The organism is Variovorax sp. V93 (genome assembly GCF_041154485.1).
Lineage (GTDB): Bacteria > Pseudomonadota > Gammaproteobacteria > Burkholderiales > Burkholderiaceae_C > Variovorax > Variovorax beijingensis_A.
In genome coordinates this window covers 2,998,626-3,012,949 of the sequence record NZ_AP028669.1, presented here as the reverse complement: position 1 = coordinate 3,012,949, position 14,324 = coordinate 2,998,626, and the positions used below count along the sequence as shown (strand labels likewise).

The following is a 14,324-nucleotide window of genomic DNA, read 5'->3' as shown; positions in this document are numbered from 1 at the left end:
GCGTGATGCGCCGGCCCGCATGGTGCGGCAATCTACAACGACAGGAGATGACAGATGACTCAGAGTTTTCAGCGACGCGAGGTGCTGCGCCTGGCAGCAGCCGGTGCAGCCGTTCTGTGCGGCGGGGCAGGGGCGCAGGGAGGTAATTGGCCGACGCGGCCGGTCAACATGGTCGTGCCGTTCCCGGCCGGCGGCGGCACCGACGCCTTTGCGCGCCCGCTGTCGGCCCAGTTCGCCAAGGTCACGGGCCAGACGCTGGTCATCGACAACCGCGGCGGCGCGGGCGGCACCGTGGGGGCCAGCATCGCCGCCAAGGCCCAGCCCGATGGCTACACGCTCTTCATGGGCGCCGTGCACCACGCGATCGCGCCGTCGATCTACCCCAAGCTCGACTACGACCTCGAGAAAGACTTCGTGCCGCTGATGCTGCTGGCCAACGTGCCACAGGTGGTGGTGGTCAATCCGCGCCGTGTCACGGCCAATACGCTGCAGGAACTGGTTGCCGCCGCCAAGCGCAGCCCCGGCAAGCTCAACTACGGCTCGGCCGGCGCGGGCACCTCGCACCACCTGGCGGGCGAGCTGTTCAAGCTGCAGACCGGCACCTTCATCACGCACATTCCCTACCGCGGCGCGGGACCGGCGCTGTCCGACCTGATCGCCGGCAACGTCGACCTGATGTTCGACGGCCTCGGCTCTTCGGCCCAGCACATCAAGGGCGGGCGCATCAAGGCGCTGATGGTTGCCGGCAGCAAGCGCAACCCCGCGTTCCCCGACGTGCCCTGCGCGGCCGAGGTCGGCCTGCCCGACTACACCGTCACCACCTGGTACGGCCTGTGGGCGCCCAAGGGCACGCCGGCCGACCTGCAGGCACGCATCGTCGACAGCATGAAGAAGGCCCTGGCGAGCGATGAGCTCAAGGCCATCTGGGCCCAGAATGGCTCCGAGATCCCGAACCTCACCATGGCCTCGTACGGCGGCTTCGTGAATTCCGAGATCAAGCGCTGGGCCGCGGTGGTGAAGGCCTCGGGCGCCAAGCTGGAGTAACGCGCCGCCGCAAGCTTGCACGCCCAGCGCACACCGAATTTCCGAAGTACCTGCCAGATGAAGACGAAAGCCAATTCCAACCTGTTTGCCGCCCTGCGCGCGGCCTTTCCCGCCGACCTCGGCCGCACTGCCGTGGAAACCGACAACGGCCTGTTCTATTCGTGGCAAGACCTCGACCGCGCCAGCGCGATGATGGCCAACCTGTTCGGCGCGCTGGGACTGGAGGAGGGCGCCCGCATCGCGGTGCAGGTCGAGAAATCGGTCGAGGCAATGATCCTCTACCTCGCCACGCTGCGCGCCGGCTATGTGTTCCTGCCGCTCAACACCGCCTACCAGAGCGCCGAGATCGAATACTTCATCGGCAACGCGGAGCCGGCCGTGGTGGTGTGCACCAGCCGCAATGCCGCGTGGGTCGGACCCATCGCGAGCGCGGCGGGCACGCGGCACGTGTTCACGCTGGACGACGACCGCACCGGCACGCTGCTGGAGCTTGCCGCGCAATGCAGCGACCGGCATGAGATGGCGCGCAAGAACGCAGACGACCTGGCCGCCATCCTCTACACCAGCGGCACCACCGGCCGCAGCAAGGGCGCGATGCTCACGCATGGCAACCTGCTGTCGAACGCCGAGGTGCTCAAGGACTACTGGGGCTGGACGGAGGGCGACGTGCTGATCCATGCGCTGCCGATCTTCCACGTGCACGGCCTCTTCGTTGCGCTCCATGGTGCGCTGCTCAACGGCAGCAAGATGATCTGGTTTTCCAGGTTCGACCCGAAGCGCGTGGTCGAGAAGCTGCCCGAGGCCACCGTGTTCATGGGCGTGCCCACGCTCTACGTGCGCTTGCTGGCCGAGCCCGGCCTCACGCGCGAGGCGGTGCGCAGCATGCGGCTCTTCATCGCCGGTTCCGCGCCGCTGCTCATCGAGACCTTCGATGAATGGCGCGAACGCACCGGCCACACCATCCTGGAGCGCTACGGCATGAGCGAGACCATCATGCTCACCTCCAACCCCTACAGCCCCGCCCAGGGCGAGCGCCGCGGCGGCACGGTCGGCTTTCCGCTGCCGGGCGTGCGGCTGCGCGTGCGCGACGACGCCGGCCGCGACTGCACCACCGACGAGATCGGCAACATCGAGGTCAGCGGCCCCAACGTGTTCGCGGGCTACTGGCGCATGCCGGAGAAAACGAAGGAAGAGTTCACCGCCGATGGCTTCTTCAAGACCGGCGACGTCGGCAAGATCGACGGCCGAGGCTACGTCACCATCGTCGGACGCAGCAAGGACCTGATCATCAGCGGCGGCTACAACGTCTATCCCGCCGAGATCGAGGGCTACATCAACGAGCTGCCCGGCGTGGCCGAAAGCGCGGTGGTCGGCGTGCCGCACCCTGACTTCGGCGAGGTGGGCGTGGCCATCGTGATCGCCAAGGCGGGCGGGGTGCTCGAGCCCGATGCCATCGTGGCGGAGCTCAAGTCGAAGCTCGCGAACTTCAAGATTCCCAAGCGCTGCTTCGTCGTGCCCGAGCTGCCGCGCAACACCATGGGCAAGGTGCAGAAGGCGCTGCTGCGGGAGCAGCACAAGGGGCTGTTCGCCTAGGGCCCTGCCACCCTCGGTGCGAGCGCGGTGACGCGGGGTTCGTGGAAGATGAGCGCGTCCACCGCGTCGGGCGAAGGCCGGCGGAATTCCACGCCGAAGCCCTCGAGCGTGTCGACGCGGAAGCTGCGTCCATCGGCCGGCAGCAGGCGATAGGTCGGCTGACCCGGGATCGTCATGGCAAGCTCGCCGCGCGCGTCGAGCCTGATCTCGATCACGCGGCCGCTGTGCAGGTAGTCGCCGGCGCACAGTTGCCGGAACGCCGGGTCCAGCACGTCGCCGGCCGGAGCGCGAAGGAACACGATGTCGTCCACCATCTCCTCGAGCGGCATCTCGATGCGATCGATGCGGCCTTGCCGGTCGTAGCGGAAGGTGAGCGTCCGGTTGCTGGGGTGGAGCACCGTCGGACGGTCGGGGGTGATGAACACGTCGTAGTGGCGGTGCTCGAGCTTTTCCTCGATGCCGCGCCAGCGCCATGCGAGCCCGTCCGCTTCCCTGTCGATGCGCAGGCGCCCGTAGGCCGGGTGCTCGTAGTCGCCGGCATAGTCATCGAGCGGATGGCTCGGGTGGGTTCCGCTCCTGCGGACTTCCGCGCCCGCCTTCCGGTCGAGCGCCTGCTGTTCGATGGCCTGCCTGCGCTTGGGGGCCAGGCGCCCGAACCAGTCGACCGGCTCGCGGCCGCAGATGCGGTCGAGCACGGCGTAGGTGAGGATTGCCTGGACGCTCCCCGGTGTGCGGTTCGTCAGCACCACGATGCCTGCGCGACGCTCGGGCTGCATCGTCATGAGCGTGCTCCAGCCGGTCCACGAGCCCGAGTGCGCGACGGTGCGCTCGCCGCGGTACTGCTCGCAGAAGAGCCCGAGGCCGTAGTGCGAGTCGCCGATCTCGGCGTAAGGGGAGCGCCCCATGTGCACGCGCGGGGTCGTCATTTCGCGCAGCGCCTGAGGCGAAAGCAGTTGCCGTCCATGCGCCTTGCCGTCGAGGAGAAAGCGTGCCCACATCGCAAGATCGGCCACCGAGGCGTTGATGCCGCCGGCCGGCGTCGCGCGGATCGGCGACAGCGGCGTGCGGTAGCGCTCATCGCCGTCCATCGCATGGGGACGGGCGGCGTCTTCGGCGGCCGCGAGGGCCTCGATGGAGAAGCCGAAGCGGCTGAAGCCCAGCGGCTTCATCAGGCGCTCGGTGGTGAAGTCCTGGTAGCTCTGGCCGCTGATCCGCTCGGTGACCATGCCGGCGACCAGGTAGCCGAGGTTCGAGTACTGGAAGGTGTCGCGCAGGTCCTTGCTGGGTGCAAGGTGCCTGAGCGCGGCCAGCATCTGCGCATTGCCCAGGTCGCCGGGCATGTGGATCCAGTCATGCCGCGGCAGCCCGCTGTGATGGCACAGCAGATCGCGCACGGTCAGCCGCCCGGTCGCCACCGGATCGTGCAGGCGGAATTCGGGAATCACCTCGCGCACCGGCCGGTCCCAGTCGAGCTTGCGTTCGTCCACCAGCAGGCCGAGTCCGGCCGCGGTGAACGACTTGGTGATCGAGCACAGCAGGAATTGCGTGTCGATGGTCACGGGCAGGCCCGTGTCGGTGTCGCGCACGCCGTAGCCCTTGAGCACGGCGATGTCGCCGTCCTGGATGACGGCCAGCGCGAGTCCCGGTACTTTCCATTCCTGCATCGAGGCTTCGACGAGGCTGTCGAGATCGCTCCACATGGTCGGGTCCTTGCCTTTGTGTAGGGCCGCGCATCCTACGGCATCCCCGGAGCGAGGGGCCCGCTAGGCTTGCGCCCGGCCCGTTCATGAGCCCGCTGCCCGCATGGCAGTTGATGTATTCGTCGCTCTGGTCGTCGGCCTTCAGCACCGTGCAGCACGGGAACCACCTCGCGCCGCGCGAATGGCGGCAGCAGCGCGTGCAATAAGAGGGGAAAGAAGAGAAAAGCCCGGCTACTGCACCAGCAGCACCGAGGTGTCGGTCTCGGAGATCACCTTGGTGGCCACCGAGCCCATCAGCGCGCGGCCGATGATGCCGTGGCCATGGGTGCCGAGCACGATCAGCTGCGCATGCGCAGTCGCCGCCGACTTGAGGATTTCCTCGGCCGCATGGCCATGGCGCTTGTCGATCGTGTAGTTGCTCACGCTGTTCTGCGCAAGCAAGGCCGCCACGGGGTCGAGCACCTTGGCGTTTTCCTCGGCGTAGTAATCGGCGATCACCTCCTTGCTGAGGTGGCGCGCCACATGGCCCGAGATACCGGTGCAGACATGCACGATGACCAGCTCATGGCCATCCACGAACATCGCGCGGTTGGCCAGCAGGTAATTGAGCGCCTTCTGCGTATAGGCGCTGCCGTCGACAGCAATGAGGATTTTCATGCGCCCGTTATACGGCCGGGGCCGCGGCCTCGCAACGGATCCCACCCGGCCGCCGAGGGGCTTTCAAGGCGCGCGGCGGCTCAGCCCTGCAGGCCCTTCCAGAGCATGTAGGCCGCCAGCAGGTACAGGATGCTCGCGAACACGCGCTTGAGCTTCTTCACCGGCAGGTTGTGCGCTGCCTTCGCACCCAGCGGCGCGGTGAGCACGCTGCACACCGCAATGACCGCGAGCGCGGGCAGCCAGATGTAGCCGAACGAGCCGGCCGGAAGGCCTTGCACCGACTGTCCGCTCACCACGTAGCCCAGCACGTTGGCCACCGCAATCGGAAAGCCGAGCGCGGCGCTGGTCGCCACGGCGTTGTGGATGGAGATGTTGCACCAGGTCATGAACGGCACGCTGACGAAGCCCCCGCCCGCGCCGACCAGGCCCGAGATGAAGCCGATGGCGCCGCCCGCCGACAGCTGCCCCGCGGTGCCCGGCATCTGGCGCGTGGGCTTGGGCTTGCGGTCGAGGAACATCTGCGTGGCCGAGAAGCCCACGAACAGCGCAAAGACGATGGCCAGCACCGTGCCCTTGAGCAGCGCGAACACGCCCAGGCTGCCCAGCAGGCTGCCGATGACGATGCCGGGCGCCAGGCGCCGCACGATGTCCCAGCGCACCGCGCCGCGCTTGTGGTGTGCGCGCACGCTGGACACCGAGGTGAAGATGATCGTGGCCATCGAGGTGGCGATCGCCATCTTCACCGCGAGATCGGAGGCCACCCCGCGGTGCCCCATGATGATCGTGATGAACGGCACCATGAGCATCCCGCCGCCGATGCCCAGCAGGCCCGCCAGGAAACCGGTGCCCAGGCCGAGTGCGGCCAGTTCGGCGATCAGGAGGGGGTCGAGCAGGGAAGTCACGCAGCGAAGCCTTGAAAAAAAGCAACGGCCCCGTGCAGCGCATGCAGGGGCCGTATGAACGGAAAAAGGTGTCTGCAAGTGGGCGCCGAACCCGCATCCTGAACCAGGGTTCAGGTGGGCGAGGGCAGCAAGACTTCGGGTTCATCTGACGCGAGATGATCACACCCGTCAAGCGATGTACCAAGCCCGGCTCCGGAGAGCATTGGAACAAGGAAATATTAAGCCCGACGCGCACCGCAGACAGTTCGGATTTTACGCCCCGGACGGGCCGGGTGCTTCCGCTCAGAGTAAATGGTCATCGCCCGCGAGGGCTTGATCGAGTTTCTGAATGAGCTGGGCGGCCTTGGCGTCGGCGTCCCCGCCATCTGCCGAGGGGGCCGAGGACGCCGCAGCCACGGGAAGCGGCGCGGCCGCGGCGGCCGCTTGCTGGGCCGCCAGGTCGAAAGCCAGGTTCAGCGAGGCGAGCACCGCGATGCGGTCGCGCGCCTTCACCTTGCCGGCATCGCGGATCTTGCACATGGCCGCGTCCACGCGCTCGACGGCTTCGCGCAGCTGCGCCTCGCCGCCGTCGGGGCAGCCGAGCAGATAGCTCTGGCCCATGATCTGAACTTCAATCTGCTTCATGCGGGGGAATCTTGGGAAGGGGGTTCAGCCGGCAGCCGCTCGAGCAATGCATCGAGGCGCGTGCGGGCCGCGGCCAGCCGCGACTTCAGCGCATCGCGCTCGCGCGTGAGCGCTTCGACCTGCTCCTGCAGCAGCGCATTGGTGCGCTGCACCTCTTCATGACGCACGAGCAGGCGTTCCACACGCTCGGCGATCTGGTCGATGGGGCTGGAGGCGGGCATGGTTGGCGATTGTAGTTTCCCGGCGAAGCGCAGGCTGCGCAACTTTTGGCTTACTGTGCCGGCACAGGCCCTAGAATCCTGCGCGTTGGTGCCTGCGGCGTGGTTCACGCGCCGCGGTTCAACGGGAAGCAGGAGTGAACGCCCTCCGGAAACGGAACAAGGCCGAAGCCGCCTGCGCTGCCCCCGCAACGGTCAAGCAGTCGACGCCGCAAGCGTCAACCTCATCCATCAAGCCACTGGGTGCCCTGAAACAGGCACCTGGGAAGGCGGTGGGGTCGCACTGCCAGCCCGGATACCGGCCAACGAGGCGGCTGCCGCATGCGCGATCGATTTTCGGTTCGGCGCGCAAGGCAGCCATTGCGTCCAAGCGCCGGCGGGGAAGCCGGCGACGGGCATAGACGTTCGTTCGCTCCATTCATGACTTCCTGTGGTTTTCTTTCCCTCGGCCGTTCGCCTGCGCGCCGCCGCCTTGCCTGCCTGCCGCTCGCGCTGGCCTCCGCCTTCGGCGGCATGGCGCTGCTTCAACTGCCGGCCGTCGCGCATGCCCAGCAGGATGCGCCGGCACTCGGCGAAACCGTGGTCACGGCCAACCGCACGCCGCAGCCGCTGTCGGACCTGGTGGGCGACGTGTCCGTGGTCGACCGCCAGACCATCGAGCGCAGCGGCGCGGTCGGCGTGGCCGACGTGCTGGCGCGCCTGCCGGGCATCGAGATCACGCGCAACGGCAGCGTGGGCAACACCACCAGCCTGTTCATCCGCGGCGCCGAGACGCGCTTCACGGCCGTCTACATCGACGGCGTGCGCGTCGATTCGCAATCGACCGGCGGTGCCGGCTGGGAAAGCATTCCGCTCTCGCAGATCGACCGCATCGAAGTGCTGCGCGGTCCGGCCGCCGCGGTGTACGGCTCCGATGCCGTGGGCGGCGTGATCCAGCTCTTCACGAAGCGCGGCGAAGAGGGCGTGGCGCCCTACGCGGGCATCGGCTTCGGCAGCCATGGCTTGCGCAAGGCGGAGGCGGGCGTGAGCGGGAAATCGGGTGCCTTCGACTACTCGCTGGGCGCGGCCCACGAGGAAAGCCGGGGCTTCAACGTGCTGCCGATGGACAAGCGCACGCCCTCGAAGGACGGCTTCACCAGCCCCGACCGCGATGGCTACCGCAGCAATGCCGGCAACTTGCGCCTGGGCTACCAGCTCACGCCGAACCAGCGGCTGGAAGCCACGCTGCTGTACAGCGACATGGAAGCCGGCTACGACCCGCCGGTGAGCTTCAGGACCAAGCCGCCGATCCTCTTCAGGAACGACATCTCGAACAACACGCTGCGCACGGCCGGGCTGTCGTGGTCGGGCAAGTGGAACGACATCTACAGCACGCGCGTGCAGGTCACCGATTCGCAGTCGGTCTACAAGACCCAGCCATCGTTCTACCGCACCGAGACGAACCTGCGCGGCTACCTGTTCCAGAACGAGTTCCGCTTCGGCCCGCACCTGGTGACGGCCACGCTCGAGCGCCGCGAAGACGCGCTCGAGAATGCACCCACCACCAGCAGCGGCCTGTTCTCGAGCAAGCGCTCGCAGGATGCGGTCTCGCTCGGCTATGGCTTCGTGCAGGGCGCGCATTCGCTCCAGCTGCATGTGCGCCACGACGACGACAGCGAATTCGGCGGCAAGGCCACCGGCAGCGCCGCCTACGGCTACGCGATCACGCCGCGCCTGCGCGCCACCGTCTCGGCCGGCACGGCGTTCCGCGCACCCACGCTGTACCAGCGCTTCAGCGAATACGGCGTGGCCAGCCTCAAGCCAGAGTCGAGCCGCAACGTGGAACTGGGCCTGCAGTACACCGACGGCGGCACGCATGCGGGCATCGTCGTCTACCAGAACCGCGTCGAGAACCTGATCGTGTTCGACGGCTCGGCCACCAACTGCCGCTCCAGCTTCGGCTGCTATGCCAGCACGGCGCGGGCCCGCTACCAGGGCGTGACGCTGTCGGGCGGCCACCGCATCGGCGACGTGACATTGCGCGCATCGCTCGACTTCCAGGACCCGCGCGACCTGGACACCGACCACCTGCTGGCGCGCCGCGCGCGCCGCCACGGCACGCTCGGCGCCGACTGGCGCGTTGCCGGCTGGACGCTGGGCGCCGAACTGCAATCGTCGAGCAAGCGCTTCGACGACGCGGCCAACACGCGCACGCTGGGCGGCTACACCGTGCTGAACCTGGTGGCCAGCACGCAGATCACGCGCGACATCGGCCTGGTGGCCCGCGTCGACAATGTGGGCGACAAGGACTACACGCTTGCACGCGGCTACGCCACCGACGGCCGCAACGCTTACATCGGCCTGAAGTGGACACCGCAATAAGCCAGTACGACGCGAACAGCGAATCGGTCGCTGCGCACGCCTGCGCCGCCGTGCTGGTGGCGGCCCCGGCTTCGGGACAGGGCAAGACCACGGTCGCGGCCGCCCTGGCGCGGCTGCATGCGCGCCAGGGCCGGCGCGTGCGGGTCTTCAAGTGCGGGCCCGACTTTCTCGACCCCTGCTGGCTGGCGCTCGCCAGCGGCGCGCCGGTGCATTCGCTCGATCTCTGGATGACCGGCGAGGCCGACTGCCGCCGGCGGCTGCATGCGGCCGCGGCCGAGGCCGACCTGCTGATCGTCGAAGGCGTCATGGGCCTGTTCGACGGCAGCCCCAGCGCGGCGGACCTGGCCGAGCGCTTCGGCCTGCCGGTGCTGGCCGTGATCGATGCACAGGCCATGGCCGGCACCTTCGGCGCGCTGGCCTACGGCCTGCAGAACTTCCGTCCCGCGCTGCCCTGGGCCGGCGTGCTGGCCAACCGCGTGGCCGGCGAGCGCCATGCCGGCATGCTGAAGGAGGCCTTGCGCGAACCGGCGCAATGGCTCGGCAGCTTGCCGCGCGGCGCCGGCTTCGAGCTGCCCGAGCGGCACCTGGGCCTGGTCGCCGCGCACGAACTCGGCGACGCGATGGCGCGGCTCGATGCGGCGGCCGACGCGATGGCCGCCACGCCATTCGGCAAGCGGCCGCTTGCCGAATGGCCGCTGGTACGCTTCGAGGCTGCCCCGGCCGAGCCGCCGGCGCGCATCGATCCGCTGCTGCAGGGCCGCACCATCGCGGTCGCGCGCGACGCGGCCTTTGCCTTCATCTATCCGGCCAACCTCGACGTGCTGGCGGCGCTGGGCGCGCGGGTCGTGTTCTTCTCACCGCTCGCCGGCGATGCGCTGCCCGCATGCGATGCGCTCTGGCTGCCCGGCGGCTACCCCGAACTGCATGCCAAGGCGCTGTCCGCCAGCGATTCCCTGCGCGCGGCGCTGGCCGCGCATGTGGCCGCGGGCAGGCCGGTCTGGGCCGAGTGCGGCGGCATGATGTCGCTGTTCGAGCAACTGGAGACGGCCGATGGCGCATCGCACGCGCTCTGGGGCCTGCTGCCCGGCCGGGTGGCGATGCACAAGCGGCTCGCCGGCCTCGGGCCGCAGCAGCTCGCACTGGGTGCCCACACCCTGCGCGGCCACACCTTTCATTATTCGAGCTGCGAGACGCCGCTGGTGCCGGCGGCCTTCACCGGCAGGCCGGGCGCGGACGCCCGCGCTGGAGAGGCCTTCTATGTGCACGGCCCGGTGCGGGCGAGCTATTTTCATGCGTGGTTCGCGTCCAGCCCCGAAGCCACGGCCAGCCTGTTCGGCGCGATGCCGATCGAGCTCGAACGCGAAACCCCGGAGGCCGATGCGCATGCGCGTTGAACACGAATTCATCCTCGGTGGCCAGAAAAGCGGCAAGTCGCGCCGCGCCGAGCAGCGCGCCGCCGACTGGCTGGCCGAGGCGCCCGGAATGCGGCGCGCCGTGCTGATTGCCACCGCCCAGGCGCATGACGACGAGATGCAGGAGCGCATCGTGCGCCACCAGGCCGACCGCGCCCGCCGCGTGCCCGCCCTGCGGACCGTGGAAGAGCCGGTCGAGCTGGCGCGCGCCATCGTCACCCAGAGTTCGCCCGAGACGCTGGTGGTGGTCGACTGCCTCACGCTCTGGCTCACCAACCTGCTGATGCCGCTGCGCTGCGAGACCGCGCAGCCGGTCACGCGCACGCCGGCGGCGCATGCCGCGATGCTGCTCATGGCGCTGCGCGAAGCGCGCGGACCCGTGGTGCTGGTGGGCAACGAGATCGGCCTGGGCGTGATTCCGCTCGGCCGCGAAACCCGCGCTTTCGTCGACGCGCTGGGCCGCATGAACCAGGACGTGGCGACCGCCTGCGATCGCGTCACGCTGATGGCGGCCGGCTTGCCGCTGACCCTGAAGGCACCTGCATGACCGCCCGCTGGATTCGATGCTTGTCCGCGGCCATTGGGCTTGGCCTCTTCGCGCTGGCCGCGCATGCCATCGAGGTGGTCGACGAGCGCGGCGTGGCCGTGAACCTGCCGCAGCCGCCGCAGCGCATCGTCACGCTGCTGCCGTCGCTGACCGAAGGGGTCTGCGCGCTCGGTGCCTGTTCCCGGCTGGTGGGCGTCGACAACTACTCCAACTCGCCGAGCGCGGTGCGCGCCTTGCCGCAGCTGGGCGGCGGGCTCGACCCGAACGTCGAGGCGATCGTGGCGCTGCGGCCCGATGCGGTGCTGCTTGCCAAGTCGTCGCGCGTGACGCAGCGGCTCGAGGCGCTGGGCCTTAAGGTGCTGGTGCTCGAACCCAAGAGCCATGCCGACGTGCGGCGCGTGCTCGACAAGCTCGACCAGGTGCTGGGCACCCATGAGGCGCCGAACATCTGGCGCGTGATCGATGCCAGCGTGTCGGCTGCGGCGCAATCGCTGCCGACCCGTGCGAGGGGCCAGCGCGTCTACTTCGAGGTCAACAGCGCGCCCTATGCGGCCGGCGAATCGTCCTTCATCGGCGAGACGCTTGCGCGGCTGGGCATGAAGAACATCGTGCCGGCGTCGCTCGGGCCTTTTCCCAAGCTCAACCCCGAATACGTGGTGCGCGCCAATCCCGATCTCATCATGGTCAGCGTGCGCAGCGCGGCGGGCATGGAACAGCGCCCGGGCTGGAGCGGCATCCGCGCGGTGCGCGAAGGGCGCATCTGCCGCTTCGACGCCGCGCAGTCGGACGTGCTCGTGCGCCCCGGCCCGCGCATGGACGAGGCCGCACGGCTGATGGCGCGCTGCATCGCGGAGAAGGCCGGCTGAGCCCGGGTGGACTTCATGCACACACGCCATCAGCGCCGCGTCTGGCTCTTCGGCATCGCCTTGCTGGTGCTGGGCGGTGCGCTGGCGTTGCTCGGCCTGGGCATCGGCAGCACCGGCTTCGAAAGCCTGCTGGCGGCGTGGCGCGATCCGGTGGCGCTGCGCATCGTCTGGGACATCCGGCTGCCGCGCACGCTCGGCGCCTGGCTCGCGGGTGCGCTGCTCGGGCTCGCGGGCTCGGTGGCACAGGGCCTGTTCCGCAACCCGCTGGCCGATCCCTATCTGCTGGGCAGCGCCTCGGGCGCCTCGCTCGGCGTGGCGGTGGCGCTGCTGCTGTTCGGTGGCTCGGCCGCCAGCACGCAATGGGCGATGCGCCTGGGGCTCACGGGCGCGGCCTTCGTGGGGGCGGTGCTCGCGGTGATGCTCACGCTGGTGCTCGCGCGCGGCGTGCAGCAGACGCTGCGGCTGCTGCTCGCGGGCGTGATCGTCGGCGTGGTGCTCGGCGCCGCCAAGGACCTGATCACCATCGCCTCGGCCGACATCCTGCAGGCCATCCAGGGCTTCATCCTCGGCAGCACCGGCCTGGTCGGCTGGAGCGCCTGCGCGGTGATGGCCGCGGTCGGCGCGGTGTGCCTGCTGCTGGGCTGGGCGCTTGCGCCGGTGCTCGACGGCCTGGCGCTCGGCGAAGCGACGGCCCGCAGCCTCGGCTTGCCGCTGGGCGCGATGCGCGCCACGCTGGTGGTGGTGCTCGCACTGGCCACCGGCGCGGCCGTGGCGCAGACCGGCCTGATCGCCTTCGTGGGGCTGGCCGCGCCGCACCTCGTGCGCTCCGTGGTCAAGACCACGCACGCCGGGCTGATCGTGCTGTCGGCAGCCATGGGCGGCCTGCTGCTGATGGCCGCCGACCTGCTGGCGCGCTGGCTCATCGCGCCGCAGGAACTGCCCGTGGGCGTGCTCACGGCCGTGCTCGGCGGCAGCTACCTGCTGTGGCTGATGCACAGGCGCGGTGCTCGGGGCGGTGTGGCATGAGCCGGATTCCCGCACTCGAAGCCCGCGGCCTGAGCGCCACGCTGGGCAACACCGAGGTGCTGCACGGCATCGACCTGAAGCTCGGCGCCGCACGCTGGACCAGCGTGGTCGGGCCGAACGGAGCGGGCAAGTCGACCTTGCTCAAGGCGCTGGCGGGCCTGCTCGCGCACCGCGGCGAAGTCTTTCTTTTCGGCGACGCATCGGCCAGGGTGCCGGGCCGCATCCGCGCGCAGCGCCTTTCGTGGCTGGGCCAGAGCGGCGCGGCGGGCGAGGGCAGCGCCGACGACCTGATGGTGTACGACGTCGCCATGCTCGGCCGCCTGCCGCACCAGCGCTGGCTCGCGGCGCCGAGCACGGCCGACCGCGCGGCGGTGGAGCGCGCATTGCGCAGCACCCAGGCCTGGGAGTGGCGCGAACGGCCGCTCGGCCAGCTCTCGGGCGGCGAACGCCAGCGCGTGCTGCTGGCGCGCGCGCTCGCGGTCGAGGCCGAGCTGCTGCTGATGGACGAGCCGCTCGCCAACCTCGACCCGCCGCACCAGGCCGACTGGATGCAGACCACGCGTGCGCTGGTGGCCCAGGGCCGCACCGTGGTCAGCGTGCTGCACGAACTGCCGATGGCGCTGGCCGCCGACGAGCTGGTGGTGATGAACCATGGGCGCGTGGTGCACCACGGCGGCAGCAGCGACCCGGCCACCCACGCGGCGCTTGAACAGGTGTTCGACCACCGCATCCGCGTGCACCGCGTGGCCGACCAGTGGATCGCGCTGCCGAACTGACCCACATCAACACGGAGCCCGCATCATGCAAATCGAAACTCCCCCCAGCGAGAAGCCGTACGACAAGGCCGAAGGCGAACGCCGCGGCATCGTCATCGTCAACACCGGCGACGGCAAGGGCAAGAGCACCGCGGCCTTCGGCCTGGCGCTGCGCGCGCACGGCCGCGGCAAGGCGGTGAAGATCTACCAGTTCATGAAAGTGCCCTCGGCGCGCTTCGGCGAGCACCGCATGTTCGAGCAGATCGGCATTCCGATCGAGGGGCTGGGCGACGGCTTCAGCTGGAAGAGCCAGGACCTCGAACGCTCGGCCCAGCTCGCGCGCGACGGCTGGGAAAAAGCCAGGGCGGCCATTCTTTCGGGCGAGTTCTTCCTGGTGGTGCTCGACGAGATCACCTACCCGCTGATCTACGGCTGGCTGCCGCTCGAAGGCGTGCTCGAAACGCTGCGCGCACGGCCGAGCCACGTGCATGTGGTGCTCACCGGACGGCGCTGCCCGCCCGAGATCATCGAGCTGGCCGACACCGTGACCGAGATGGCCATGGTCAAGCACGCATTCAAGGCCGGCATCCCGGCGCAGCGCGGCATCGAGGATTGAGCG

General features: G+C 69.4%; 14 protein-coding genes and 1 riboswitch. Of the genes, 9 read left to right on the top strand and 5 right to left on the bottom strand.

Translation table 11 applies throughout. The annotated features are described in order from the left end of the window. The first annotated feature begins 54 nt into the window (after positions 1 to 54). Positions 55 to 1,044, top strand: a complete 990-nt coding sequence (locus ACAM54_RS14350; RefSeq protein ID WP_369647986.1) for a Bug family tripartite tricarboxylate transporter substrate binding protein — start codon at positions 55 to 57, stop codon at positions 1,042 to 1,044. A gap of 57 nt (positions 1,045 to 1,101) precedes the next feature. After that, entirely contained in the window at positions 1,102 to 2,637 is a 1,536-nt protein-coding gene (locus ACAM54_RS14345) for a malonyl-CoA synthase (RefSeq protein WP_369647985.1), read from the top strand. On the opposite strand, the gene ACAM54_RS14340 is transcribed toward ACAM54_RS14345, so the two are convergent. The 5 genes from ACAM54_RS14340 to ACAM54_RS14320 all read right to left on the bottom strand — a co-directional run bounded on the left by ACAM54_RS14340 (position 2,634) and on the right by ACAM54_RS14320 (position 6,741). After that, a complete protein-coding gene (locus tag ACAM54_RS14340) occupies positions 2,634 to 4,337 on the bottom strand; it encodes a serine hydrolase (RefSeq protein WP_369647984.1) in 1,704 nt (567 codons plus the stop codon). The two genes, ACAM54_RS14345 and ACAM54_RS14340, sit on opposite strands and share 4 nt — an antisense overlap. 231 nt (positions 4,338 to 4,568) lie before the next feature. Continuing rightward, complete coding sequence (locus ACAM54_RS14335) at positions 4,569 to 4,994, bottom strand: universal stress protein (protein ID WP_369647983.1); 426 nt, start codon at positions 4,992 to 4,994, stop codon at positions 4,569 to 4,571. Between the two features lie 80 nt (positions 4,995 to 5,074). After that, complete coding sequence (locus ACAM54_RS14330) at positions 5,075 to 5,896, bottom strand: sulfite exporter TauE/SafE family protein (protein ID WP_145746534.1); 822 nt, start codon at positions 5,894 to 5,896, stop codon at positions 5,075 to 5,077. A 282-nt stretch (positions 5,897 to 6,178) separates the two neighbouring features. After that, positions 6,179 to 6,520 carry a cell division protein ZapA gene (locus ACAM54_RS14325; protein ID WP_145746535.1) on the bottom strand — a complete coding sequence of 114 codons (342 nt, stop codon included), beginning with the start codon at positions 6,518 to 6,520 and terminating at the stop codon, positions 6,179 to 6,181. Beyond that, positions 6,517 to 6,741, bottom strand: a complete 225-nt coding sequence (locus ACAM54_RS14320; protein WP_012747655.1) for a hypothetical protein — start codon at positions 6,739 to 6,741, stop codon at positions 6,517 to 6,519. Before ACAM54_RS14320 ends, ACAM54_RS14325 begins: the two co-directional genes overlap by 4 nt. A gap of 69 nt (positions 6,742 to 6,810) precedes the next feature. After that, positions 6,811 to 7,060, top strand: a riboswitch (cobalamin riboswitch). A gap of 98 nt (positions 7,061 to 7,158) precedes the next feature. Between ACAM54_RS14320 and ACAM54_RS14315 the strand changes: the two genes are divergently transcribed. The 7 genes from ACAM54_RS14315 to cobO are packed head-to-tail and all read left to right on the top strand — an operon-like array spanning position 7,159 to position 14,321. Beyond that, positions 7,159 to 9,099, top strand: coding sequence for a TonB-dependent receptor (locus ACAM54_RS14315; protein ID WP_369647982.1), 1,941 nt, complete (start codon positions 7,159 to 7,161; stop codon positions 9,097 to 9,099). Further along, positions 9,084 to 10,493: a cobyrinate a,c-diamide synthase gene (locus ACAM54_RS14310; protein ID WP_369647981.1), complete on the top strand. Its 1,410-nt coding sequence runs from the start codon at positions 9,084 to 9,086 to the stop codon at positions 10,491 to 10,493. The genes ACAM54_RS14315 and ACAM54_RS14310 overlap by 16 nt, the downstream gene beginning before the upstream one ends. Continuing rightward, on the top strand, positions 10,483 to 11,058 hold the full coding sequence (locus ACAM54_RS14305) for a bifunctional adenosylcobinamide kinase/adenosylcobinamide-phosphate guanylyltransferase (protein WP_369647980.1): 576 nt from the start codon (positions 10,483 to 10,485) through the stop codon (positions 11,056 to 11,058). The genes ACAM54_RS14310 and ACAM54_RS14305 overlap by 11 nt, the downstream gene beginning before the upstream one ends. Then, the gene (locus ACAM54_RS14300) at positions 11,055 to 11,924 is read left to right on the top strand and encodes an ABC transporter substrate-binding protein (RefSeq protein ID WP_369647979.1); all 870 of its coding nucleotides are present in this window, start codon (positions 11,055 to 11,057) and stop codon (positions 11,922 to 11,924) included. The genes ACAM54_RS14305 and ACAM54_RS14300 overlap by 4 nt, the downstream gene beginning before the upstream one ends. Positions 11,925 to 11,939: 15 nt before the next feature. Further along, entirely contained in the window at positions 11,940 to 12,950 is a 1,011-nt protein-coding gene (locus tag ACAM54_RS14295) for an iron ABC transporter permease (protein WP_145746541.1), read from the top strand. Then, positions 12,947 to 13,726 carry an ABC transporter ATP-binding protein gene (locus tag ACAM54_RS14290; protein ID WP_145746542.1) on the top strand — a complete coding sequence of 260 codons (780 nt, stop codon included), beginning with the start codon at positions 12,947 to 12,949 and terminating at the stop codon, positions 13,724 to 13,726. Before ACAM54_RS14295 ends, ACAM54_RS14290 begins: the two co-directional genes overlap by 4 nt. Positions 13,727 to 13,751: 25 nt before the next feature. Beyond that, positions 13,752 to 14,321, top strand: a complete 570-nt coding sequence (gene cobO, locus ACAM54_RS14285; protein ID WP_369647978.1) for a cob(I)yrinic acid a,c-diamide adenosyltransferase — start codon at positions 13,752 to 13,754, stop codon at positions 14,319 to 14,321. Positions 14,322 to 14,324: the final 3 nt, after the last annotated feature.

Excerpts from the sequence above, each read along its gene's own strand:
- ACAM54_RS14350 (WP_369647986.1), top strand. The coding sequence starts at position 55 with ATGACTCAGAGTTTTCAGCGACGCGAGGTGCTGCGCCTGGCAGCAGCC.
- ACAM54_RS14345 (WP_369647985.1), top strand. The coding sequence starts at position 1,102 with ATGAAGACGAAAGCCAATTCCAACCTGTTTGCCGCCCTGCGCGCGGCC.
- ACAM54_RS14340 (WP_369647984.1), bottom strand. The coding sequence starts at position 4,337 with ATGTGGAGCGATCTCGACAGCCTCGTCGAAGCCTCGATGCAGGAATGG.
- ACAM54_RS14335 (WP_369647983.1), bottom strand. The coding sequence starts at position 4,994 with ATGAAAATCCTCATTGCTGTCGACGGCAGCGCCTATACGCAGAAGGCG.
- ACAM54_RS14325 (WP_145746535.1), bottom strand. The coding sequence starts at position 6,520 with ATGAAGCAGATTGAAGTTCAGATCATGGGCCAGAGCTATCTGCTCGGC.
- ACAM54_RS14320 (WP_012747655.1), bottom strand. The coding sequence starts at position 6,741 with ATGCCCGCCTCCAGCCCCATCGACCAGATCGCCGAGCGTGTGGAACGC.
- ACAM54_RS14315 (WP_369647982.1), top strand. The coding sequence starts at position 7,159 with ATGACTTCCTGTGGTTTTCTTTCCCTCGGCCGTTCGCCTGCGCGCCGC.
- ACAM54_RS14305 (WP_369647980.1), top strand. The coding sequence starts at position 10,483 with ATGCGCGTTGAACACGAATTCATCCTCGGTGGCCAGAAAAGCGGCAAG.
- ACAM54_RS14300 (WP_369647979.1), top strand. The coding sequence starts at position 11,055 with ATGACCGCCCGCTGGATTCGATGCTTGTCCGCGGCCATTGGGCTTGGC.
- ACAM54_RS14295 (WP_145746541.1), top strand. The coding sequence starts at position 11,940 with ATGCACACACGCCATCAGCGCCGCGTCTGGCTCTTCGGCATCGCCTTG.
- ACAM54_RS14290 (WP_145746542.1), top strand. The coding sequence starts at position 12,947 with ATGAGCCGGATTCCCGCACTCGAAGCCCGCGGCCTGAGCGCCACGCTG.
- cobO (WP_369647978.1), top strand. The coding sequence starts at position 13,752 with ATGCAAATCGAAACTCCCCCCAGCGAGAAGCCGTACGACAAGGCCGAA.